This is a genomic window from Bordetella tumbae (genome assembly GCF_054780995.1).
On record NZ_BAAGVG010000023.1, the window covers coordinates 16,963 to 36,051 of the forward strand.

At 60.7% G+C, this 19,089-nt stretch carries 18 protein-coding genes; 10 read left to right on the plus strand and 8 right to left on the minus strand.

Translation table 11 applies throughout. From position 1 onward, the window contains the following. Window positions 1-67: 67 nt before the first annotated feature. From ACYVI2_RS22545 to ACYVI2_RS22565, 5 genes are read right to left on the minus strand one after another with little or no spacing between them, the layout of a single operon-like run. Window positions 68-1,045 (minus strand): Bug family tripartite tricarboxylate transporter substrate binding protein, encoded by a 978-nt coding sequence (locus ACYVI2_RS22545; protein WP_415821198.1) that lies wholly within the window; start codon window positions 1,043-1,045, stop codon window positions 68-70. Window positions 1,046-1,081: 36 nt separating this feature from the next. Further along, a complete protein-coding gene (locus ACYVI2_RS22550; protein WP_415821197.1) occupies window positions 1,082-1,882 on the minus strand; it encodes an SDR family NAD(P)-dependent oxidoreductase in 801 nt (266 codons plus the stop codon). Continuing rightward, on the minus strand, window positions 1,879-2,796 hold the full coding sequence (locus ACYVI2_RS22555) for an NAD(P)-dependent oxidoreductase (RefSeq protein WP_415821196.1): 918 nt from the start codon (window positions 2,794-2,796) through the stop codon (window positions 1,879-1,881). The genes ACYVI2_RS22550 and ACYVI2_RS22555 overlap by 4 nt, the downstream gene beginning before the upstream one ends. A gap of 35 nt (window positions 2,797-2,831) precedes the next feature. Continuing rightward, window positions 2,832-3,623 carry an SDR family oxidoreductase gene (locus tag ACYVI2_RS22560; RefSeq protein WP_415821195.1) on the minus strand — a complete coding sequence of 264 codons (792 nt, stop codon included), beginning with the start codon at window positions 3,621-3,623 and terminating at the stop codon, window positions 2,832-2,834. Then, on the minus strand, window positions 3,620-4,441 hold the full coding sequence (locus tag ACYVI2_RS22565; protein WP_415821194.1) for an N-acyl homoserine lactonase family protein: 822 nt from the start codon (window positions 4,439-4,441) through the stop codon (window positions 3,620-3,622). The genes ACYVI2_RS22560 and ACYVI2_RS22565 overlap by 4 nt, the downstream gene beginning before the upstream one ends. A 126-nt stretch (window positions 4,442-4,567) precedes the next feature. On the opposite strand from ACYVI2_RS22565, the gene pcaC reads away from it, so the two are divergent. Then, window positions 4,568-4,978, plus strand: a complete 411-nt coding sequence (gene pcaC, locus ACYVI2_RS22570) for a 4-carboxymuconolactone decarboxylase (RefSeq protein WP_415821193.1) — start codon at window positions 4,568-4,570, stop codon at window positions 4,976-4,978. Window positions 4,979-5,058: 80 nt separating this feature from the next. Further along, a complete protein-coding gene (gene yihU, locus ACYVI2_RS22575; protein WP_415821192.1) occupies window positions 5,059-6,012 on the plus strand; it encodes a sulfolactaldehyde 3-reductase in 954 nt (317 codons plus the stop codon). A 73-nt stretch (window positions 6,013-6,085) separates the two neighbouring features. Here the strand turns inward: yihU and ACYVI2_RS22580 are convergent, their stop codons facing one another. Both ACYVI2_RS22580 and ACYVI2_RS22585 read right to left on the minus strand, forming a co-directional pair. Continuing rightward, window positions 6,086-6,793 (minus strand): GntR family transcriptional regulator, encoded by a 708-nt coding sequence (locus ACYVI2_RS22580; protein ID WP_460490358.1) that lies wholly within the window; start codon window positions 6,791-6,793, stop codon window positions 6,086-6,088. 66 nt (window positions 6,794-6,859) lie between these two features. Next, a complete protein-coding gene (locus tag ACYVI2_RS22585; protein ID WP_415821190.1) occupies window positions 6,860-7,897 on the minus strand; it encodes a TRAP transporter substrate-binding protein in 1,038 nt (345 codons plus the stop codon). Window positions 7,898-8,049: 152 nt separating this feature from the next. Here ACYVI2_RS22585 and ACYVI2_RS22590 point away from each other — a divergent pair, with 152 nt between their 5' ends. The 3 genes from ACYVI2_RS22590 to ACYVI2_RS22600 are packed head-to-tail and all read left to right on the plus strand — an operon-like array spanning window position 8,050 to window position 12,488. Continuing rightward, a complete protein-coding gene (locus tag ACYVI2_RS22590) occupies window positions 8,050-10,146 on the plus strand; it encodes a TRAP transporter large permease subunit (protein WP_415821189.1) in 2,097 nt (698 codons plus the stop codon). A gap of 1 nt (window position 10,147) precedes the next feature. Beyond that, the gene (locus ACYVI2_RS22595) at window positions 10,148-11,524 is read left to right on the plus strand and encodes an MmgE/PrpD family protein (RefSeq protein ID WP_415821188.1); all 1,377 of its coding nucleotides are present in this window, start codon (window positions 10,148-10,150) and stop codon (window positions 11,522-11,524) included. Between the two features lie 10 nt (window positions 11,525-11,534). Next, a complete protein-coding gene (locus tag ACYVI2_RS22600) occupies window positions 11,535-12,488 on the plus strand; it encodes a tripartite tricarboxylate transporter substrate binding protein (RefSeq protein ID WP_415821187.1) in 954 nt (317 codons plus the stop codon). A gap of 10 nt (window positions 12,489-12,498) precedes the next feature. Here the strand turns inward: ACYVI2_RS22600 and ACYVI2_RS22605 are convergent, their stop codons facing one another. Further along, complete coding sequence (locus ACYVI2_RS22605) at window positions 12,499-13,443, minus strand: LysR family transcriptional regulator (RefSeq protein ID WP_415821186.1); 945 nt, start codon at window positions 13,441-13,443, stop codon at window positions 12,499-12,501. A gap of 279 nt (window positions 13,444-13,722) precedes the next feature. Here ACYVI2_RS22605 and ACYVI2_RS22610 point away from each other — a divergent pair, with 279 nt between their 5' ends. From ACYVI2_RS22610 to nadS, 5 genes are all read left to right on the plus strand, one after another. Then, window positions 13,723-14,412: a hydrolase gene (locus ACYVI2_RS22610; RefSeq protein WP_415821185.1), complete on the plus strand. Its 690-nt coding sequence runs from the start codon at window positions 13,723-13,725 to the stop codon at window positions 14,410-14,412. A 231-nt stretch (window positions 14,413-14,643) separates the two neighbouring features. After that, entirely contained in the window at window positions 14,644-16,548 is a 1,905-nt protein-coding gene (locus ACYVI2_RS22615) for an amidohydrolase (protein ID WP_415821210.1), read from the plus strand. Between the two features lie 20 nt (window positions 16,549-16,568). Further along, on the plus strand, window positions 16,569-17,012 hold the full coding sequence (locus ACYVI2_RS22620) for a DoxX family protein (RefSeq protein WP_415821184.1): 444 nt from the start codon (window positions 16,569-16,571) through the stop codon (window positions 17,010-17,012). After that, the gene (locus ACYVI2_RS22625; RefSeq protein WP_415821183.1) at window positions 17,009-18,616 is read left to right on the plus strand and encodes an MFS transporter; all 1,608 of its coding nucleotides are present in this window, start codon (window positions 17,009-17,011) and stop codon (window positions 18,614-18,616) included. The genes ACYVI2_RS22620 and ACYVI2_RS22625 overlap by 4 nt, the downstream gene beginning before the upstream one ends. 109 nt (window positions 18,617-18,725) lie before the next feature. Next, window positions 18,726-19,025: a NadS family protein gene (gene nadS, locus ACYVI2_RS22630; protein WP_415821182.1), complete on the plus strand. Its 300-nt coding sequence runs from the start codon at window positions 18,726-18,728 to the stop codon at window positions 19,023-19,025. The last annotated feature ends 64 nt before the right edge of the window (window positions 19,026-19,089 follow it).

Below are 19,089 nucleotides of genomic sequence, written 5' to 3' on the forward strand. Positions count from 1 at the left end.
GAATTTATGTTGGCTCGCCGAGCAGGTCAAGACCGACTCGGACGAGACCGCATCGCGTCAGCCGCCGCTACTCAAGCTTGATTCCCGCATCCTTCACCACCTTCAGCCATTTCTCAATCTCCGCTTGCAGCGAGCGATTGAATTCCTCTGGTGTACTACCCACGGTTTCGATGCCGTCCTGAGCCAGCCGTTCCTTTAATGCCGGATCGGCCAGGACCTTGACGATAGCGGCTTGCAGCGTCTGTATGACTGGCTCGGGCGTGCCGCGTGGCGCCAGTACGCCATGCCAGGCAGAGGCCTCGTAGCCGGGAACGCCTGCCTCGGCCACCGTAGGCACATCAGGCAGCAGTGGCGAGCGGCGCGCGCCCGTGACTGCCACGGCTTTTACGTTACCCGCCTGCGCCTGTTTCGACGCCGAAGCGGCGTCGCCGAAAGTCATGTCCACGACACCGCCTACGACATCGAGCAGGGCAGGGCCTGCGCCTTTGTAAGGCACGGGAATCAGCGAAATGTCAGCTTGACGCATAAAGAGCTCGACTGCCAGATGTGCAGAGCTGCCTTGGCCTGCTGTAGACAGGGTCAGCGTACGAGGCTCACGTTTGGCGAGTTCGATCAGTTCTGCCAAGTTGTTGACGGGCAATTGTTTCTTCACCGCCACGACATAGGGATAGCTGGTCAATTGCGTGATGGTCGCAAAATCCCGGCGTGCGTCATAGGGCAGTTTGCTGTAGACCGAGGGGTTGATCGCATTGGGGCCGCTTTGCCCCAGCAGCAGGGTGTAGCCGTCGGGGGCGGCTTTGGCGACGGCATCGGTGCCGATGATGCCGCCGGCGCCGCCGCGGTTGTCGATGATGAAGGGCTGGCCCAGCTGCTCGCTGACGCCTTTGAATACCAGGCGCGCCACGATGTCTGCACCACCGCCGGCGGCGAAGGGTACGATGACCCTGACTGGGCGGTCAGGGTAGGCAGCCTCGGCGTGGGTAGCGCCGAGTGCAGCGAAACATATAGCCAGCGTTGGCACGAATGCCTTGAGAATGCTGCGCATGAGGAGTCTCCTGTGTTGTTCTTGTAATGTGATGGCTTATGGCCTGCTGGTAGCAGGAACGCCGCCAGCATAGGTGCGATAGCTGACACCGCTGTTCCAGCCGGCATCCACTGGCAAGAGCACGCCGGTGATCAGGCTGGCCTGTTCCGAGCACAGAAACGCGACGGCGTTGGCGACGTCGTCTGGCACGGGTAATGCCGCTAATGCATGCACGGACATCATCTGTGCCAGGTCGCGCTGGCCGCCGTCTATTCTGGCCTGCAGGGCAGGTGTCATGACATAGGTGGGGGCAACGCTATTGACGCGTACGCCGTGCGGCCCGAGCTCTTGTGCCAGGATTTGCGTCAGGCGGGCGATCGCTGCCTTGCCTGGGTTGTAGGCGGGCAGGGGCAATGGATGCAGGCTGTTGATGGAGCCGATGGTCACGATGTTGCCATGTCCCTGCGCACGCATGCGTACGCCGAAACTGCGGCATGCGTGTACGGTGCCGTGGTAGTTCACGCGCCACATGCGGTCGTGCGCCGACAGATCCATGTCCAGCACGGATTCAGTGTTGGGGATCAACGCGGCGGAGGTAACCAGTACTGTCGGTTCACCCAGGTCCGCGCTGATGGTATCGGCGCAGGACTGCACCACACCGGCGTCGGCGACGTCGCAGGGATAAAAGCGGGAGCGGGCGCCCTGGCCGCGCAGTTCGGCGGCGAGTGTTTCGCCAGTCTCGTGCGTGACGTCCAGGATGGCTACCGCGAGCCCCTGGGCGGCAAAGCGTCGTGCGCATGCGGCGCCGATACCGCTGGCGCCTCCCGTGATGACGGCAACGCCGGTCGCTGTGCTCATGCCTGGCCCGTCGCCGCTTTGCCGCGGACTTGTACGCCTGCGCTGTCTTCGACGTAGCGAATGATTTCGGTCAGGTCTGCGTCGCTGCCCAGTTTGTCGCGTGCGTCGTTGAGCAGTTTGCGCGCCGCGTCGCCGACTCGCAGGGGTACGCCGAGTTGCTCGCTTTCTTCGAGGCAGAGGCGTACGTCTTTGGTGGACAGGCCTATTGCAAAACCGAAGTCAAAGCTGCGCGTCAGCACAAATCGTGGGATTTTGTCCTCAGAAGCGTTGGTGCGGCCCGAACCAGAGTTGATGATTTGCACCATGACGTCTGGATCCAGACCGGCCTTGACGCCCATCACCATCAGTTCGGAGGTGATGCTCAGCGCGGTCACGGAGATGAGGTTGTTGATGACCTTCATGGTCTGGGCCATGCCAGGTTTTTCACCAACGTAAACGGGCTTGCCCAGCACGTTGAAGACGTCCTGCAACTGCTCGAAACGCTCGTGCGGACCGGAGATCATGAGCGCCAGGGTGCCGCGTGTGGCGCCTGTGACGCCGCCGCTGACAGGGCAGTCGATGCTCTGGATATTGGCTGCGGCCAGGCCATCGGCCAGGGTACGTGCAGCCGCCGATCCGCTGGTGGATAGATCGATCACGGTACGTACGGCTTTGCCGCGCGCCAGGCCCTGTTCGCCCAATGCCACGACAATGACGATATCGGGGGTGGGCAGCGATACCAATACGGTGGTGGCGCTATCGGCCACGGCTTTGGGAGACTCCGCGATGATCGCGCCTTTGTCTTTCAGGGCCTGCAAGGCTTCGGGCTGGGTGTCGTAGATGGTCAGGGTGTAGCCGGCATTCAGCAGCCGTTCTGCCATCGGGGTGCCCATGCGGCCGATGCCGACAAAGCCTAGATGTTTTTCCGTCGTCATGATGTCTGTCACTCGTACAAAAGGGGGGAAAGGGTTCAGGCGGCTGTCCAGCCGCCATCGATGGGTAACGTCGCGCCGGTGATATCGCTGCCGGTATCAGCGCAGAGAAAACAAATCAGGGCAGCCACGTTTTCCAGGGCCACAAAACGGCCGGTGGGCTGGCGTGCGGCGAGATAGTCGCGCTCGGCGTCCTCGACGCTTTGGCCGGACTGTTTGGCGATGGCGGCGATCTTGCTGACGATGGCTGGAGTGGGGGCGGTGCCGGGCGCGACGGCGTTGCAGGTGATGCCGCTGCCGGCCGTCTCGATGGCCAGGGCGCGGGTCATGCCCAGCAGTGCCGTCTTGGTGGTGATGTAGCCGACACGATTGGGCGCCGCGCCGCTGCCATAGACCGAGGATAGATTGATGATGCGGCCCCACTGCTGGGCGAGCATGCCGGGCAGGGTGAGGCGTGCCAGGTGAAAGGGGGCAGAGAGATTGACGGCCAACCCTTCGTCCCAGTGGTCACGAGGCAGTTGATGGGCCGGCTCGAAATGCCGGATCACGGCGTTGTTGACCAGGATGTCGATGCGGGGAAATCGTGCCAATGCCTGGGCTGCCATGGCCTCGATCTGGTCTACGTCGCGCAGGTCGGCTTGCAAGAGCTCGACGTGGGCGCCATGGCGGTCTGCGATGGTGTCGCGGGCCTGGCGCGCTTGGTCGTTGGCTGCGAGGCTATGCATCACGACGGATGCGCCGGCGGCTGCCAATTGATCGGCAATGGCGTATCCCAGGCCGGCCTCTGCGCCTGTCACGAGTGCGTGGCGGCCCTTCAGCGGCAGGCTCATGCGGCGTCCCCGGCAGCCTTGGCCGGCATGACGTCGAGCTGTGCGATCTGGCCTGCCAGCTCAGGCGAGGGCGCGGGGTAGCGCTGCATGACCTGCGGATCGTGTCCGGGAATGATGTGGTCTTCGGAATCCGCGAGGCTGCGCACGATGCGATAGCCCTCGAGCATGTCGCCTACGTTAAAGACGATGGGAAAGGGGGCGTTGTTGCCGATGTTTCCGTATAGGTGGGTGGCATCCGAGGCCAGCACGACCCATCCGCGCTTGGTCCACACGCGCACGATCTGCAGGCCGGCAGTGTGTCCGCCTACCAGGTGCACGGATAAACCAGGGGCGAGTTCGCTGCTGCCTTGGTGAAAGGTCACACGGCCTGCATAGAGCCGCCGCACGTACTCGACGATGTCCTCGACGTAGTAGGGGTGGCGCAGTGCGCCATGGCACATGCAGCGCCCGGTGGCATAGGTGGGCTCTGCGTCTTGGACGTGAAAGGTCGCGTTGGGGAAGTCGGTCAGTGTCCCCGCGTGGTCGTAGTGCAGATGGGTGAGGATGATGTTGCGGACTTGATCGGCATTTATGCCGAGCAGCTTTAGCCCTTGGGCCGGACGCATGAAGAGTTCGCGTCCACGTTGCTGTGCGGCTGTTTCGCCAAAGCCGGTGTCGACCAGGTAGATCTCGTCGTCACGGCGCAGCACCCAGACGTAATAGTCCAGATCGGACTCTGCATCGTGAAAATCCACGGGGCCTAGATAGTTGTCGGCTGAAGTCCGGCCGGAATGGTGCGCGTAGCGAATCGCGTACACGCTGAAAGGGGCGTAATCCATGGTCTGTCTCCTCCTGATCGAGGTGTTGGTCTTGTTCAAATACAATAGGATTGTATTATAGTAATACATCGTGCGGTGGCAAGAGGATGGTCCGGCGCCGCATTTAATCCCTGGAGAAAAAATATCATGGCATTGAGGCCCGAATTCCAATCCGAGCAGTTCCAAAAGGGGCTGGAGGTGCGTCGAGCTGTTGTGGGTGACGCCTATGTCGAAAAGTCGCTGAATGGGGCTGACGACATGAGCGCCCCGCTGCAGAAGCTGGTGACGGAGTACTGCTGGGGGGATGTGTGGACCCGGCCCGGGCTGGAGCGCAAGACCCGTAGTTTTCTCAATCTGGCGATGCTGATCGCATTGAATCGGCCGAACGAGTTGCGGCTGCATATGCGTGGCGCGGTCAATAACGGCGTGACGAAGGAAGAGATCGTCGAGGTGATTCTGCAGGCCGCTATTTATTGCGGTGTGCCGGCTTCGTTGGACGCGATGAAGGCGGCGCGTGAGGTGATCGCCGAGATGGAAAAGGAAGGCGCATTACGGTGAAGCATAGTCGCTGATGCAGATTGCCAGATGCGTGCCGATGGCGACGGACTATCGGCATGCCATAACGAGGAGACGTGGATATGAAGAATGAATCGATTGCGTTTATCGGTCTAGGGGCGATGGGCCTGCCGATGGCGCGTAATCTCGTCAAGAACGGGTTTGCGGTGACGGGATATGACTTGAATCCGCAGGCGCTGGATGCGCTGGTGCAGGCGGGCGGCAAGCGCGCGGCGAGTGCGAGGGAGGCTGCGGCCGGTGCAGGGTTGGTGATCACGATGTTGCCGACGGCGGCTCACATTCGTGCCGCGCTGGAGGGCCCCGATGGCGCGTTGCAATCGCTCTCGGAGGCGTCGTTGCTGATCAATATGTCGACCATCTTGCCGCATGAGACGGATGGCATTGCTGCGCTGTTGGCGGCGCGTGGCCTGAGGATGCTGGATTCCCCGGTGGGACGCTCTGCGATGGAAGCAGAGCGAGGGACTCTGCTGATTCTGGCCAGTGGCGCAGCCAACGACAAAGCCCGGGCAGAGGAGGCATTACTCTGCATGGGCAATCAGATCATTGATTGCGGCGAGGTAGGGGGCGGCTCCCGAGTGAAGGTGATCAACAATTTCATGGGGATCTCACTCAATGCCTTGACGGCGGAGGCGTTGACGCTGGCCGAAGCCTGCGGGCTGAGCGTGGAGCTGGCGTTGCAAGTGATGCGCGGGACCATCGCGGGCCAGGGCCACATGAATATCACGTATCCGAACAAGGTGTTGCGTGGCGATTTGTCGGCGGGTTTTCAGGTCGATCTCGCGCATAAAGACCTGGGCCTGGCCCTGGAGCTGGCGTCGCGCAGCCGTGCGTGTGTGCCGATGGGTAGTGCCGCGTATCAGTCGTATACCGCGGCGCGGGCGCAGGGCAGGGGCGCGCAGGATTACAGCGCTATTTATCCCTTGATGCGCAGCCTGGCTGGACTGCCTGAGGCCTTGCCGTATACCGTGGATACCCCGGTGAATGCCGATCCCTTTGGAAAGTCGGCGGCGTGCTGAGTGGCGCCGACGGTTTTTAGGGCGATCATCGTCCGTGGGCTCTGATCGTTATCGGCTCTGTTAATCCGCTTGGTTAGTCCGCGCTCTCGGACTGTAGCGATTCCTGCAGGATTTTGATCGCGACGTCGGCGGCATTGCGTACGTGACGTCGCGCCGCTGCGCGTGCGGCCTTGCCGTCACGCGCCTCTAGTGCCTGCAGCAGCTCGGTGAGCTCGGCGATGCTGTGCTTGGATCGTCCAGGAGCCTGGATCGAGGTCGAGCGCAGCAGCATGACGCGGGAGTTCAGCAGGTGCAGGCTGTTGGTCAATGCCTCGTTGCCCGCCCCATCCAGCAATTGCTGATAAAAGGCGTTTTTCGCGGCCAGCTGCTGCAGAGCGGTGCCACGGGGCAGGGTGCGTTTCATCGCCTCCAGCGCCTTGCGCAGTGCGGTGAGCTGCGCCTGCGTGGCGTGCTCGGCGAAAAGCTCACAGGCCAGGCCTTCGAGTTCTTCGCGTACTTGGTAGATGCCGCGCGCTTGTTCAGGCGAGAGCCGGGCGACGACGGGGCCGCGGTGGGGAATGACGAGGATCAGGCCTTCGGATTCCAGCTGGCGCAAGGCCTCGCGGACCAAGGTCCGGCTCACGCCGGTCATCTCGCACAGGTCGCGCTCGGGCAGTCGTTCACCGGGCCGGAACCGCCCGACCAGGATGGCGTTGCGAATGTTCTCTGTCACGCTGTGCCTCAGTACTGAAGCGACGCGTTGGACCTTGAAATCGTCTTGTGGCTCTACGTGGGCAGTCATGGGCGTAATGCAAAAGGTATCCAGGGTATGTCGAGCGCCCCGGATACCGTTGGGTGCGCCCGTCGATTATTGCGTTTTGCCTAATACCTTTCGTACACGATCAAGGTAGGCAGGGCCATCGAATCCAACTTGCTGGGCACGTTTGTTCCAAGCATCGTACGCGGATCCTATGTATTGCGGCTGCATTAGTTTAGCCCTTTCTTCATCCGGTGCGACCCAGAAGGTCACGCCGTTCTTTTCCATCGCCTGGCGTGCATTGGTGACAAACTGGTCGTATTGGGTAAAGGCGTCGTGTTGTACGCCGTCCATGGCGCTTTGGACCTGCTTCTGGACGTCGGGTGGCAGTTTTTCCCAGCTGTCGGGGTTGACGAGTATGGCCCAGCCGTTGATTGGGCCCAGGCTCCAGTTCTGGACGTTCTTGGCGATGCGCCAGAATTCCAGCGATCCGCCTACGCACATCGAGATGAACAGGCCGTCGATGACGCCACGCTCCAGCGCGGGGAAGATCTCGGTGGTGGGCATGGCGACCGGCTTACCGCCCAGTGCGTTGACGACTTCGGCGGTCTGGGGGTTGTGCACGCGCAGGCGTTTGCCCTTGAAGTCCTCGATTTTGTGGATGGGATCCTTGGAAAACAGCTGTTGTGTGCACCAGGTGCCCTCGGCGAGCACGATGGCATTCCATTTGTCTTTCCAGATCTTGCGGGTGTCTTCGCACCAGAAGGCGTCGCAGACCTGTTTGTACTCTTTGATGTCGTTGATGAGGCCCGGCAGGTTAAAGATGCCCATGCGCGGCTCGTCGGCCGCCAGGTAGGTGTGCAGGGCTGCGCTCATGTCCACGCGGCCTTCGCGCACGGCAGTCGCCATTTGGGCGGGCGGCACCAGTGAGTCGCTGACGGTGACTTTGACTTTGCCGTCGGTGGCTTTGGCGACGCGATCTGGCACTGACGCCGTGAGAATGGAATAGCCGTCGCCGGGCGAGGTGATGACGGCCATGGTCAGGTCATAGGTCTGTGCCTGCGCTGCGCCGGCCCATAGGGTGACACCGATGGCGGCCGAGAGCGCCAATGACCGTAGCCGCGAGGGCGGGCGAGTGGGGTAATGCATGTTGTGCTCCTCCTGGATGGTGCGCGGTGCGCTGTGTGAAATTATGATCATTCGATCATACAATATGCCTATAATATCGTCATAGCATTTCTCTGGCGTTAGCTCTCGATCAGGGAAAACACCATCGCGCGCACAGCGCCGAGGAGACAAGAATGAGCAGCATTGATATGCCGATGCAGGCGCCGGCAGAGGCCGCCATATCGCCAGGCGCATCGCCTTATCCATTGGGCGGCAGCGCAGACTTCAGCCTGATTCGGGGGATGGTTGGTATCACCCGGTGTTCCGGAGCGCTCGCGACGGCGGCGTTGCTGTTGATGGCGTTGTCGATGTGCTACGAGATTTTTTCGCGCTACGTCTTTAACTCGCCGACGTCGTGGGCTACGGAAATCTCGGGTTATCTGTTGGTGGCGACGGTGTTTTTCGGATTGGCCGCGGCGCAGTCGGCGAATGCGCATGTCCAGGTGGAACTGTGGATCGACCGGGTGTCGTCATCGACGCGGGTGCAACTGGAACTGTTGGGCCAATGGTTGGCGTTGCTGTTCAGTGTGGTGCTGGGATGGCAGATGGCCAGCTTTAATTTTCGCGAGTATGTGAACGACACGCGGGATTGGGGTTTGCTGTCGACGCCGCAATGGATACCGCAGTTGTCTGTGTCGCTGGGCATGCTGACTTTCTGCCTGTCGATTCTGGTCGATATCTATCGGTTGCGTCCGCCCGCAGAGCATTGGCGTCGTTGGTTGGCGCCCGTTGTGTTGGCCGTCATGGCGCTCGCGCTCGTGGCTTTGGGACCCAACTCTGTTTCTATTGCCGGCAGCCGGATCGACTGGGGAATGGCGGTGATCGCCGTGGCGTTCATCATCGCGATTGGGGCGTGGAGCGGCAAGGCTACGCTGGTGCAGTCGCTGATTCTCGTCGGCGGATGCGCTGCCTTGTATGCCTTGGCACGCGGACAGTCGTTGGGTTGGGTGGCCGCGCTGTTGGTCGCCAGCATGATGCTGTTGTTATTTCTTGGTGTGCGTATCGGTGTGGCGTTGGGGATGGTGGGGTTGCTGGGCGTGTACTTTCTATTGTCGCGTCCACAGCTTTCATTGCTGGCCGAGCGAGCCTGGAGCAGTACGAATACGTTTACGTTGACGGCTGTTCCCATGTTTATTTTCATGGGCGGGCTGTTGCTGCGTAGTGGGATTACGTCCGGCATGTTTGACGCATTGGTGCGCTGGTTCGGCCGTGCGCCGGGTGGCCTGGCGCATGCCTCCGCGGGGGCTTCGGCGATCTTTGCGGCGGTGTCGGGATCCAGTCTGGCTACGGCTGCGACGTTGGGGAAAGTCGCTTGCCCGGACATGATCGAGCGTGGCTACAGCCCGCGATTGACGTATGGCGTCGCGGCGGCGGGCGCTACGCTGGGCATTCTGATTCCACCTAGCATTCCGATGATCATCTATGGGACGACGGTGGGGGCTTCGGTGACTCATCTGTTTCTCGCGGGGATGATTCCGGGCCTGTTGCTGATGGGCGTCTTTATGCTGGGAGCCCTGGTATGGGCGCTGACGGTGCCGGGGTCGGCTCCGCCTGCACGTGCCTACACCATGCGCGAAAAGCTCTCGGCCTCGCGCGGCATGGTGCCGTTTGTCGTGATCATCGGTGCGGTGCTGGGCTCTATGTATGCGGGGATCGCCACGCCGACCGAGGCTGCCGCTATTGGCGCCGTCAGCGCGTTCGTGCTGTGCTTGTTGCGCGGCAAACTCACTTGGCGCGCGCTGATGGAGATCGCCTATGACTCGGCCAAGGTCACCGCCTTGTTGTTGCTGATCGTGGTGGGGGCGGGCATCTTCAGTTGGGTGTTCGACTATCTGAGGTTGCCGCGCGAAGTCGTCAACCTCATTCAGGGAGCGGATTTCTCGCCCGTCGTCGTGATGGGAGCGATGGTGTTGATTTATCTGGTCCTGGGCATGTTCGTAGAGTCGATCGCGATGATGCTGATGACGCTGCCGGTGACCTATCCGATCGCCATGGCTCTCGGGCTGGATCCCATCTGGTTCGGGGTTTTTCTGGTGTTGATGATCGAGGTGGGCCTGATTACACCGCCTGTCGGCATGGTGCTGTTCGTGTTGCGCAGCATGAATGATAAGGCCCGGTTTGGTGACATCCTGCGCGGCGCGCTGCCGTTTGTGGTGATTATCCTGCTCTTTTTGTGCCTGATTTACGCTTTCCCGCAGATCGTAATGTGGCTTCCTCAACAAGTGAAATGACATGAATCAAACTGCTGTTTCCGACGCAATTTCTCCGTCTATTCAACTGTCGCGTTTCGTCGCCGAGTCGCGGTGGGAGGATGTGCCGGCAGAGGTACGGCATGCCGCACGCCGGGCTATTTTGAATTTTTTCGCCGTGGCGATCTCTGCGGCACGTACGCCGTCGCTGGATATTGCGGTGCGCACGTATGCGCGGTTTTCGGCGGGACCGCAGGCGAGCCTGGCGGGCCGGCCGGATCGTGTGGATGTGTTGAGCGCTGCCGCATTGAACGCGATGGCGGCGAATGTGTTCGACTTTGACGATACGCATCATCCGACCATTATCCATCCCTCGTCGCCGATTGCGCCGGTCTTGTTCGCCCTGGCCGAGACCCGGCCCATGAGCGGGCAGGAATTGCTGCATGCCTTTGTGCTGGGTGTTGAGGTGGCCTGCCGTATCGGCAACGCGATCTCGCCGGAACACTATGCACGCGGCTGGCATATCACTTCGACGTGCGGGGTGTTTGGTGCAGGGCTGGCGGCGGCGAAGACGCTGGGCTTGGATGCGCGGCAGAACGTTCATGCGTTGGGTATCGCTGCCGTGCAGGCGGGTGGCCTGGTGGAGGCGCTGGGCACCGGCGCCAAGAGCGTCAGCGTGGGCAATGCCGCGCGAAATGGACTGCTGTCGGCCTTTCTGGCTGCAGATGGTTTTGATGGACCGGCGCTGCCGTTGGAAGGAGAGCGCGGGTTCTTGAGAGTCGTCGGCGACAGTCCGCGGCTGACTGCGATGACAGAACGGCTCGGGGATAGTTGGGAACTGTTGAATAACGCCTACAAGCCGTATCCCTGCGGCGTGGTGTTGAATCCGGTCATCGATGCCTGCCTGGAGCTGTCGTCGGATCCTCGTATTCAGGACGGGGGATGGGGCAGTATTTCCCGTATCGAGCTGACGGGGCATCCCTTGTTGCGCCAACGGACAGATCGTCCCGATATCAACAGCGGGCGTCAGTCTCAGGTGTGCGCGCAACACGCTGTGGCAGTGGCATTGGTACGCGGCCGCGCCGGACTTGCTGAGTTTTCTGATGAGGCAGTGGCGGATCCTGTTCTACGCACGCTCGGTGCACGGCTGGTGTTCACCGACGATGCGGCCATGTCAGTTGACGCGGTCAAGGTGCACGTCGAGTTCAACGACGGCGCAACGTTGCAGCGTGAAGTCACCGCGCCGCGCGGCTCGTTGGCCCGTCCGCTGGAGGACGACGCTATCGAACAGAAACTGCGTGACCTCGTGCGTTATGCCGGCGTGGACGTCGATGCCGGTCGTTTGATTGATTCGGTCTGGTCATTGGAGACAGCTGGCGATGCCGCGCTGCCTATGCGCCTGGCTGCTACTCGTAAATAGGAGACATTGCGTGAAAAAGAAAATCATCGGGGCCATGATGGCTGCATTGTTGATGGGCAGCGCCGCTCAAGCGGAATTTCCCGACAAGGCGATACGCATCGTTGTTCCGTTCGCGGCTGGTGGCGGTGTGGATACGCTGGCCCGGCCGTTCGCAAAGGAACTGGGTGAGATTCTCGGTCAGAGTATCGTGGTCGAAAACAAGGCCAGCAATACCGGCCAGATCGGTGCCATCGATGTTGCTCGATCGGCTGCTGATGGCTATACGTTGCTGTTGAGTTCGGCGGCTTTCGGTACGACACCCGCGTTTTATCCGCAGGTCCCGTATGATCCGATCAAGGATTTCAGTCCAGTGATGATCATGGCGGCTGCACCGCAGGTGCTGGTGGCCAGCAACAAGTTCAAGGCAGAGTCCCTGCAGGATGTGTTGGCTCAGGCCAAGCAGTCTGACAAGATCAATTTTGCCTTGTCCGCGAGCACAGGGATTCAGGCGTTGGCCACGGCAATGCTGGCCAAGCAGGGTGGTGTGGATTTCACGAAAATCCCGTACAAAGGGGCTGGCGCTGCCTTCGTCGACCTGATCAGCGGCGAGGTGGATCTGATGATCGATAATCCCGCGTCGTCATTGGTGCATGTGCGTTCGGGAAAGCTGCGGTTGTTGGCCACCACGGGCGCACAACGGATGAGCATTTTGCCGGATGTACCGACTGTGGCGGAAACCCTGCCGGGCTTTGAGGCCCGCAATTGGTTCGTGCTCGCGGCCCCGGCGGGAACGCCACCAGCTGTCATCGACAAGCTGAACGCAGCCTCGCGCACGGCGTTGAATACGCCGGCGATGAAAGAGCTATTGGCGCGTGACGGGGTAGACCTGGTCGCGAACAGCCCAACGCAGGCATCAGAGTTCCTGCAGGCGGAAGCCAAAAAGTGGGGCGACCTAGTCAAGGAGTCGAATCTGCAGGTGCAATAGGCGTGACGGTCTATTCACGATGCGGCAATTGGGTCTCGCCGTCCGGCCGGGCCCACGGCTGACTGGCGTAGCATTGCGCGAGATAGTCGATGAAAGCTTGCACGCGGGCAGGGCGCTTGCGTCCGGGCGGGGTCAGGATATGCAATGCAATGGGTTCGACCTCCCATTCGTCCATCACGGTTTCCAGCCGGCCTGCCTCGATATCCTGCCAGACCAGAAATTCCGGCTGTAGTGCCAGGCCGAGGCCGGCTGTCAGCGCGTGCGTCAGGGCTTCGGCGTTGTTGACGCGCAAGGGTATGTGCATGGTTTGGCTGAATTCGCCGTCGCGCTCATGCCGAAATCGCCAGCTTGGTCCTCTGGGGGAATAGGCATACTGCAAGGCACGGTGCTCGACGAGTTCGCTCGGGTGCTGTGGCCGGCCATGACGCTCGAAATAGCCGGGCGAGCCCACCAGCAGGATGCGTACGTTGCATAGACGTTTGGCCAATAGGCTGGAATCAGACGGATTGGAAATGCGCACGGCGACATCGAATCGGTTCGCAACGAGGTCCTTTTGTTCGTCGCTGAATTCGATGTCCAGACTCACATCGGGGTGGGCTTGCATGAATGGAGGCAGGATCGGCGCCAGATGCGAGAGCCCGAAGGACATCGGGGCGGTAACGCGCACGAGACCGCGCAGGGCGGTGGCCTGTTCGGCGAGGTCTGCCTCGACGGCTTCGCCTTCCTCGAGAATGCGGGTGGCGCGCTCCAGCGCGGCCAGCCCGCTTTCGGTCAAGGTCACGCGGCGAGAGGTGCGGTGAAACAGCATGGTTTTCATGCGTGCTTCTAGGCGCGTGATGGCTTTGGACACCGTGGCCTGCGACAAGGCGAATTCGCTGGCGGCGCGGGCAAAGGATCCTGTTTCGGCGACCTTGGCAAAGATGGCCCAGGCTTCGAGGTCTGGCAGTCTATTCATGTGACAGGCGAATGAGTATGTTGTGCTTGATTCTACTGACCACATGGAGGTGGGGGCAATGCGTCGCAGCCCGTTTGCCCGGCTGACAGGTATCTACTGATTGCTCAGCAAAGAGGCTGTTCCAGACGCGTGTGAGGAACGTGGCCTCGGTGTAGTGACTCGTCCATATCAATTTTGGAAAGGATGCTTTTCCAGTTTGCCCCTTCTGATGACATCGTTGGAGTCCTACACTGCTGCGCTGCGGCACTTTATTCGATCATCAATGAAGGGAGCAATGCGATGTCCAAGTATCTCGAAGTCCTGACCCCCCAGAATAGCCAGATCATTTTCATCGACCAGCAGCCGCAGATGGCCTTCGGTGTCCAGTCGATCGATCGCCAGGTGCTAAAGAACAATGTAGTCGGCTTGGCTAAAGCTGCGAAAGTATTCGATATCCCCGCTACCATCACCACGGTCGAAACGGAAAGCTTCTCCGGCTTTACGTATCCGGAGCTGTTGGCCGTTTTCCCGGATCACTCGATTCTCGAGCGCACGTCGATGAACTCGTGGGATGATCAGAATGTGCGTGATGCGCTGGCCGCGCATGCTGCGCAAGGCCGCAAGAAAATCGTGGTTTCTGGCTTGTGGACCGAGGTCTGCAATACGACTTTCGCATTGTCATGCCTGCATGACACGGATTATGAGATTTACATGGTGACCGATGCGTCGGGAGGCACCTCGGCCGATGCGCATAAGTACGCGATAGACCGCATGGTACAGGCCGGTATTGTGCCGGTGACGTGGCAACAGGTGTTGCTGGAATGGCAGCGTGACTGGGCCCGCCGTGATACGTACGACGCGGTGATGGAAATTGTCAAAGAGCATTCCGGCGCTTATGGTATGGGTGTGGACTACGCCTACACGATGGTGCACAAGGCTTCCGAACGTGTGAAGCACGGCGAGCGCATTGGTCCGAATCCGGCCAAATAACTCGACGCCGGCCGAGAGTAGCCCCAGGCCTGTGCGTCTGGGGCGCCGCTTATGCCTGCCGTCGCTCATCGGCGGCCTCAAGAAAAGCTCCACAACGAGGAGAAAAGCGTGACAATGACAACTCGTCGAAAGATTCTCGGCGCGGCCACCACGCTGGCTGCCACGGCAGCGTTCAATGGCGCATTGGGCCGCAATGCAGCGGCCGAGGCACTCCGGAAAGGAACGTCAACCGTGTCCGATGCTAGTCCCGACATCATTTTCCATAACGGCCAGATCACGACGCTGGATCGTGCCAAGCCGGTGGTCAACGCCGTCGCGATCAAGTCCGGCCGTTTTGTCGCCGTGGGCACCAACGAAGAGGTCACACGGCTGGCGGGATCGAATACCCGCCTGGTGGACTTGAAGCGCCGGCATGTACTGCCCGGGCTGTTCGACAACCACACGCATGTGGTGCGTGGCGGTTTGAACTACAACATGGAGCTGCGCTGGGATGGCGTACGTTCGCTGGCCGACGCGCTGGAAATGCTAAAACGCCAGGTCGCCATCACGCCCGCACCGCAATGGGTGCGTGTGGTGGGCGGGTTTACCGAGCAGCAATTCGTCGAGAAACGCCTGCCGACGATCGAGGAGATCAACGCGATCGCGCCCGATACGCCGGTCTTTCTGTTGCATTTGTATGACCGTGCGCTGCTCAACGCAGCGGCGTTGCGTGCGGTGGGCTACACCAAAGATACGCCGGATCCGTTGGGCGGGCAGATCGTGCGCGATGCCAATGGGAACCCCACGGGTTTGCTGCTGGCAAAACCCAACGCCACGATTCTCTATTCCACCCTGGCCAAAGGCCCGAAACTGCCGCTGGACTATCAGATCAATTCGACGCGCCATTTCATGCGCGAACTGAATCGCCTGGGCGTCACGGGGGTGATCGATGCGGGGGGCGGTTTCCAGAACTATCCCGAGGACTACGAGGTCATCCAGAAACTGGCCGATGCCAACCAGATCACGGTGCGGCTGGCCTATAACCTGTTTACGCAAAAGCCCAAGCAGGAAAAGGAAGATTTTCTGAACTGGACCAAGTCCGTCAAGTACAAGCAAGGCGATGACTATTTCCGTCACAATGGGGCGGGGGAAATGCTGGTGTATTCGGCCGCGGATTTCGAGGATTTCCGTGTCGAGCGCCCGGATATGCCGCCGCAGATGGAAAGCGAACTCGAAGAAGTCGTACGCGTATTGGTGCAGAACAAGTGGCCATGGCGTTTGCACGCGACGTATGATGAAACGATTTCACGTGCGCTGGACGTGTTTGAAAAGGTCAACCGGGATACGCCGCTGGAGGGAATCAACTGGTTCTTTGACCATGCGGAGACGATTTCCGACAAGTCCATCGATCGTATTGCGGCGCTGGGCGGTGGTATTGCCGTGCAGCATCGTATGGCCTACCAGGGTGAGTATTTCATCGAACGCTATGGCGCAAAGGCCGCCGAAGCCTCGCCGCCGGTCAAGCGTATTCTGGAAAAGGGCGTCAAGGTGTCGGCTGGCACTGACGCTACGCGGGTCGCTTCCTACAACCCCTGGGTGTCGCTGTCGTGGATGATCACGGGCAAGACCTTGGGCGGTACGCAGATGTATCCGCAACGCAATTTGCTCGATCGTGAGACGGCATTGCGCATGTGGACAGAGAATGTTGCGTGGTTTTCCAACGAGGAAGGCAAGCGTGGCCGGATTTCTGTCGGTCAGCTGGCGGACTTTATGGTGCCGAGCAAGGATTTTTTCAGCGTGTCGGAAGACGAGATCTCGTTTTTGACGTCGCACCTGACGGTCGTGGGCGGACGGGTGGTTTATGGCGAGGGCGAGTTTGCCCAGCACGACGATAATCCGCTGCCGCCGGCGATGCCCGACTGGTCGCCCATGCGCTTGTTTGGCGGCTATGCGGCCTGGGGAGATCCGGAGGGTGCAGGCAAAAATTCGCTGTCGTCCTCGTCGTATCGGCGTTATCAGGCGGTGGCTGGTTGCGGTTGCGCCAGTGCGTGCGGGATGCATGGGCATGACCATGCAAATGCCTGGGCATCGAACGCGCCTGTGTCGGATTTGAAAGGCTTTTTCGGCGCGCTGGGTTGTTCGTGCTGGGCCGTCTGATCGTCGATATGAGAGCACCCATGCCTACGCCTGATGTTGTGACGGGTCACGGTGTGACTGCCGCGGTGCGGCCGGTGTTTGCGAGCCGCGCCGCGCGTTTTCTTGCTTATCTGGCCTTGTGTTCGGCCTATCTGCAAGGCGGGCTCGTGAAGCTCACCGATTTTTCCGGTGCTATCGCCGAGATGAACCATTTTGGCCTATCGCCGGCTCCGCTGTTCGCGGGGGCGGTGATTGTGCTTGAATTGGGGGCTTCCATGATGATTCTCACGGGCCGGTTACGGTGGCTGGGAGCGCTCGCCCTGGCAGGGTTTACCTTGCTGGCGACCGGTATGGCCCTGCGGTTTTGGGAGTTGCCGGCCGGACCAGCGCGTTTCATGGCCGCTAATTCGTTTTTTGAACATCTGGGTTTGGTCGGCGGCTTTTTGCTGGTGGCCTGGCTGGATTTGAGGGAGCGGCGGGCATGACGCATACAGACGAACCCCCATCAGGCAGTTTTGCGCCGCTACGGCAGACGCTGTTTGCGGTGTTGTGGGTGGCAACGGTCATTGGCAACACCGGCAGTTTCGTGCGCGATGTCGCCAGCGCGTGGCTGATGACTGACCTGTCTTCATCGCCCACTGCGGTGGCGATGGTGCAGGCTGCGGCGACGTTGCCTGTGTTCTTGCTGGCGATTCCTGCGGGTGTGTTGGCCGACGTGCTGGATCGACGCAAGTTTCTGGTTGGTATTCAGTTCCTGTTGGCAGGCGTCAGTGTCACGCTGATGCTACTGTCGGCTGCGGGTCTGCAATCGGTGGCATCGCTGGTGGCCTTGACGTTTTTGGGCGGTATCGGCGCGGCGCTGATGGGGCCGACCTGGCAGGCCATTGTTCCTGAGCTGGTTCAAAAGAAAGATCTCAAAAGCGCGGTGGCGCTCAATTCGCTGGGCATCAATATCGCGCGTGCCGTGGGCCCCGCGTTGGGCGGTTTGATTCTGGCCAGTTTCGGCGCAGCCTTCACGTATGGCGTGGATGTCATCAGCTATGTGTTTGTGGTTGCCGCGCTGTTGTGGTGGCCGCGGCCGCAGGCGGCGGACGATGAGCTGTCCGAGCGCTTCGTCGGCGCTTTTCGTGCCGGACTGCGCTACGTTCGCGCCAGCCGCGAGTTGCATGTGGTGTTGCTTCGGGCGTTTTTGTTTTTCGCGCTCGCCAGCTCGATCTGGGCTTTACTGCCTTTGGTCGCACGCCAGTTGTTGGGCGGCGGCGCGGGTTTTTATGGCATTTTGCTCGGGGCGGTCGGCTTGGGCGCGATTGGCGGTGCAGTCGTCATGCCGAGCTTGCGTGCGCGCCTGGATGCGGATGGATTGCTGCTGGTGGCGGCGTTGGTCACAGCGGCGGTGATGACGTTCCTGTCTTTCGCGCCGCCACAATGGGCTGCGGTGACTGCGTTGCTGGTGCTGGGAATGGCTTGGATCACCGCGTTGACGACGCTCAATGGGGTGGCTCAGGCAATCTTGCCTAATTGGGTGCGTGGACGGTCGTTGGCGGTGTATCTGACCGTGTTCAACGGTGCGATGACGGTGGGTAGCCTGAGCTGGGGCGCGGTCGCGCAATGGACCTCGGTACCGGTAGCGCTGTTGGCCGGCGCGGCAGGACTCGTGTTGGTTGGCCTAATCGCGCACCGTATCAAGCTGCCTGCCGGTGAGGCTGACTTGGTGCCGTCGAATCATTGGCCCGAGCCGCTGACCGCGGCACCCATTGAACATGATCGCGGGCCGGTGCTGATCCAGATCGAGTACCGCATTGCTGCGGCCGATCGTGCTGACTTTCTCAAGGCGCTGGCGCGGCTCTCGGCAGAACGCCGGCGCGATGGCGCCTATGCATGGGGCGTGGCAGAAGACTCCGCCAATCCCGAACTGATGCTCGAATGGTTCCACGTCGAGTCGTGGGCCGAGCATCTGCGCCAGCACAAGCGGGTGTCCAAGGCGGACGCCGACGTTCAAGGGGAGGTCCTGCGTTTCCATCAAGGAGACCAGCCGCCTGTCGTGCGCCATTTCCTGGCGTTTAATCGTCCGCATCAAGGGCGGGCGTAGGCCGGGGCGGCGAGCGTCAAAACTCGGATATACGTCATTGACGTATATAATCGAGCATTCCATGTATCGAAAGCGCAGTGTTGCGTCGATTGGCAAAGGAACTGCGACGATGAAGAAGGACAACGCTGTATTTGACGAGTTGCAAACCAGTCTGAAGCAGGCGGCTGCCATTCGTAAAGGCGCGATGAAGCCGTCGCGCGTGTTCAAGGTCGATGTGATCGATGTCAAGGCGACACGTGAGAAAACCCATTTGTCTCAGGCCGAGTTCGCCAAGGCGATTCAGGTCAGCGTTCGTACACTGCAAAATTGGGAACAAGGCCATCGCAATCCGACGGGCCCCGCTGTTGCGCTTTTGAAGATCGTAGCGAGTGTTCCTGATGTGGCCGTGCAGGCACTGCTGCGGGCGTGACAGAAGATTTGGCCATGCAGCGAGCCATTGATGACGCTCGTAGTCAGGGAAACGCCGCGATCCG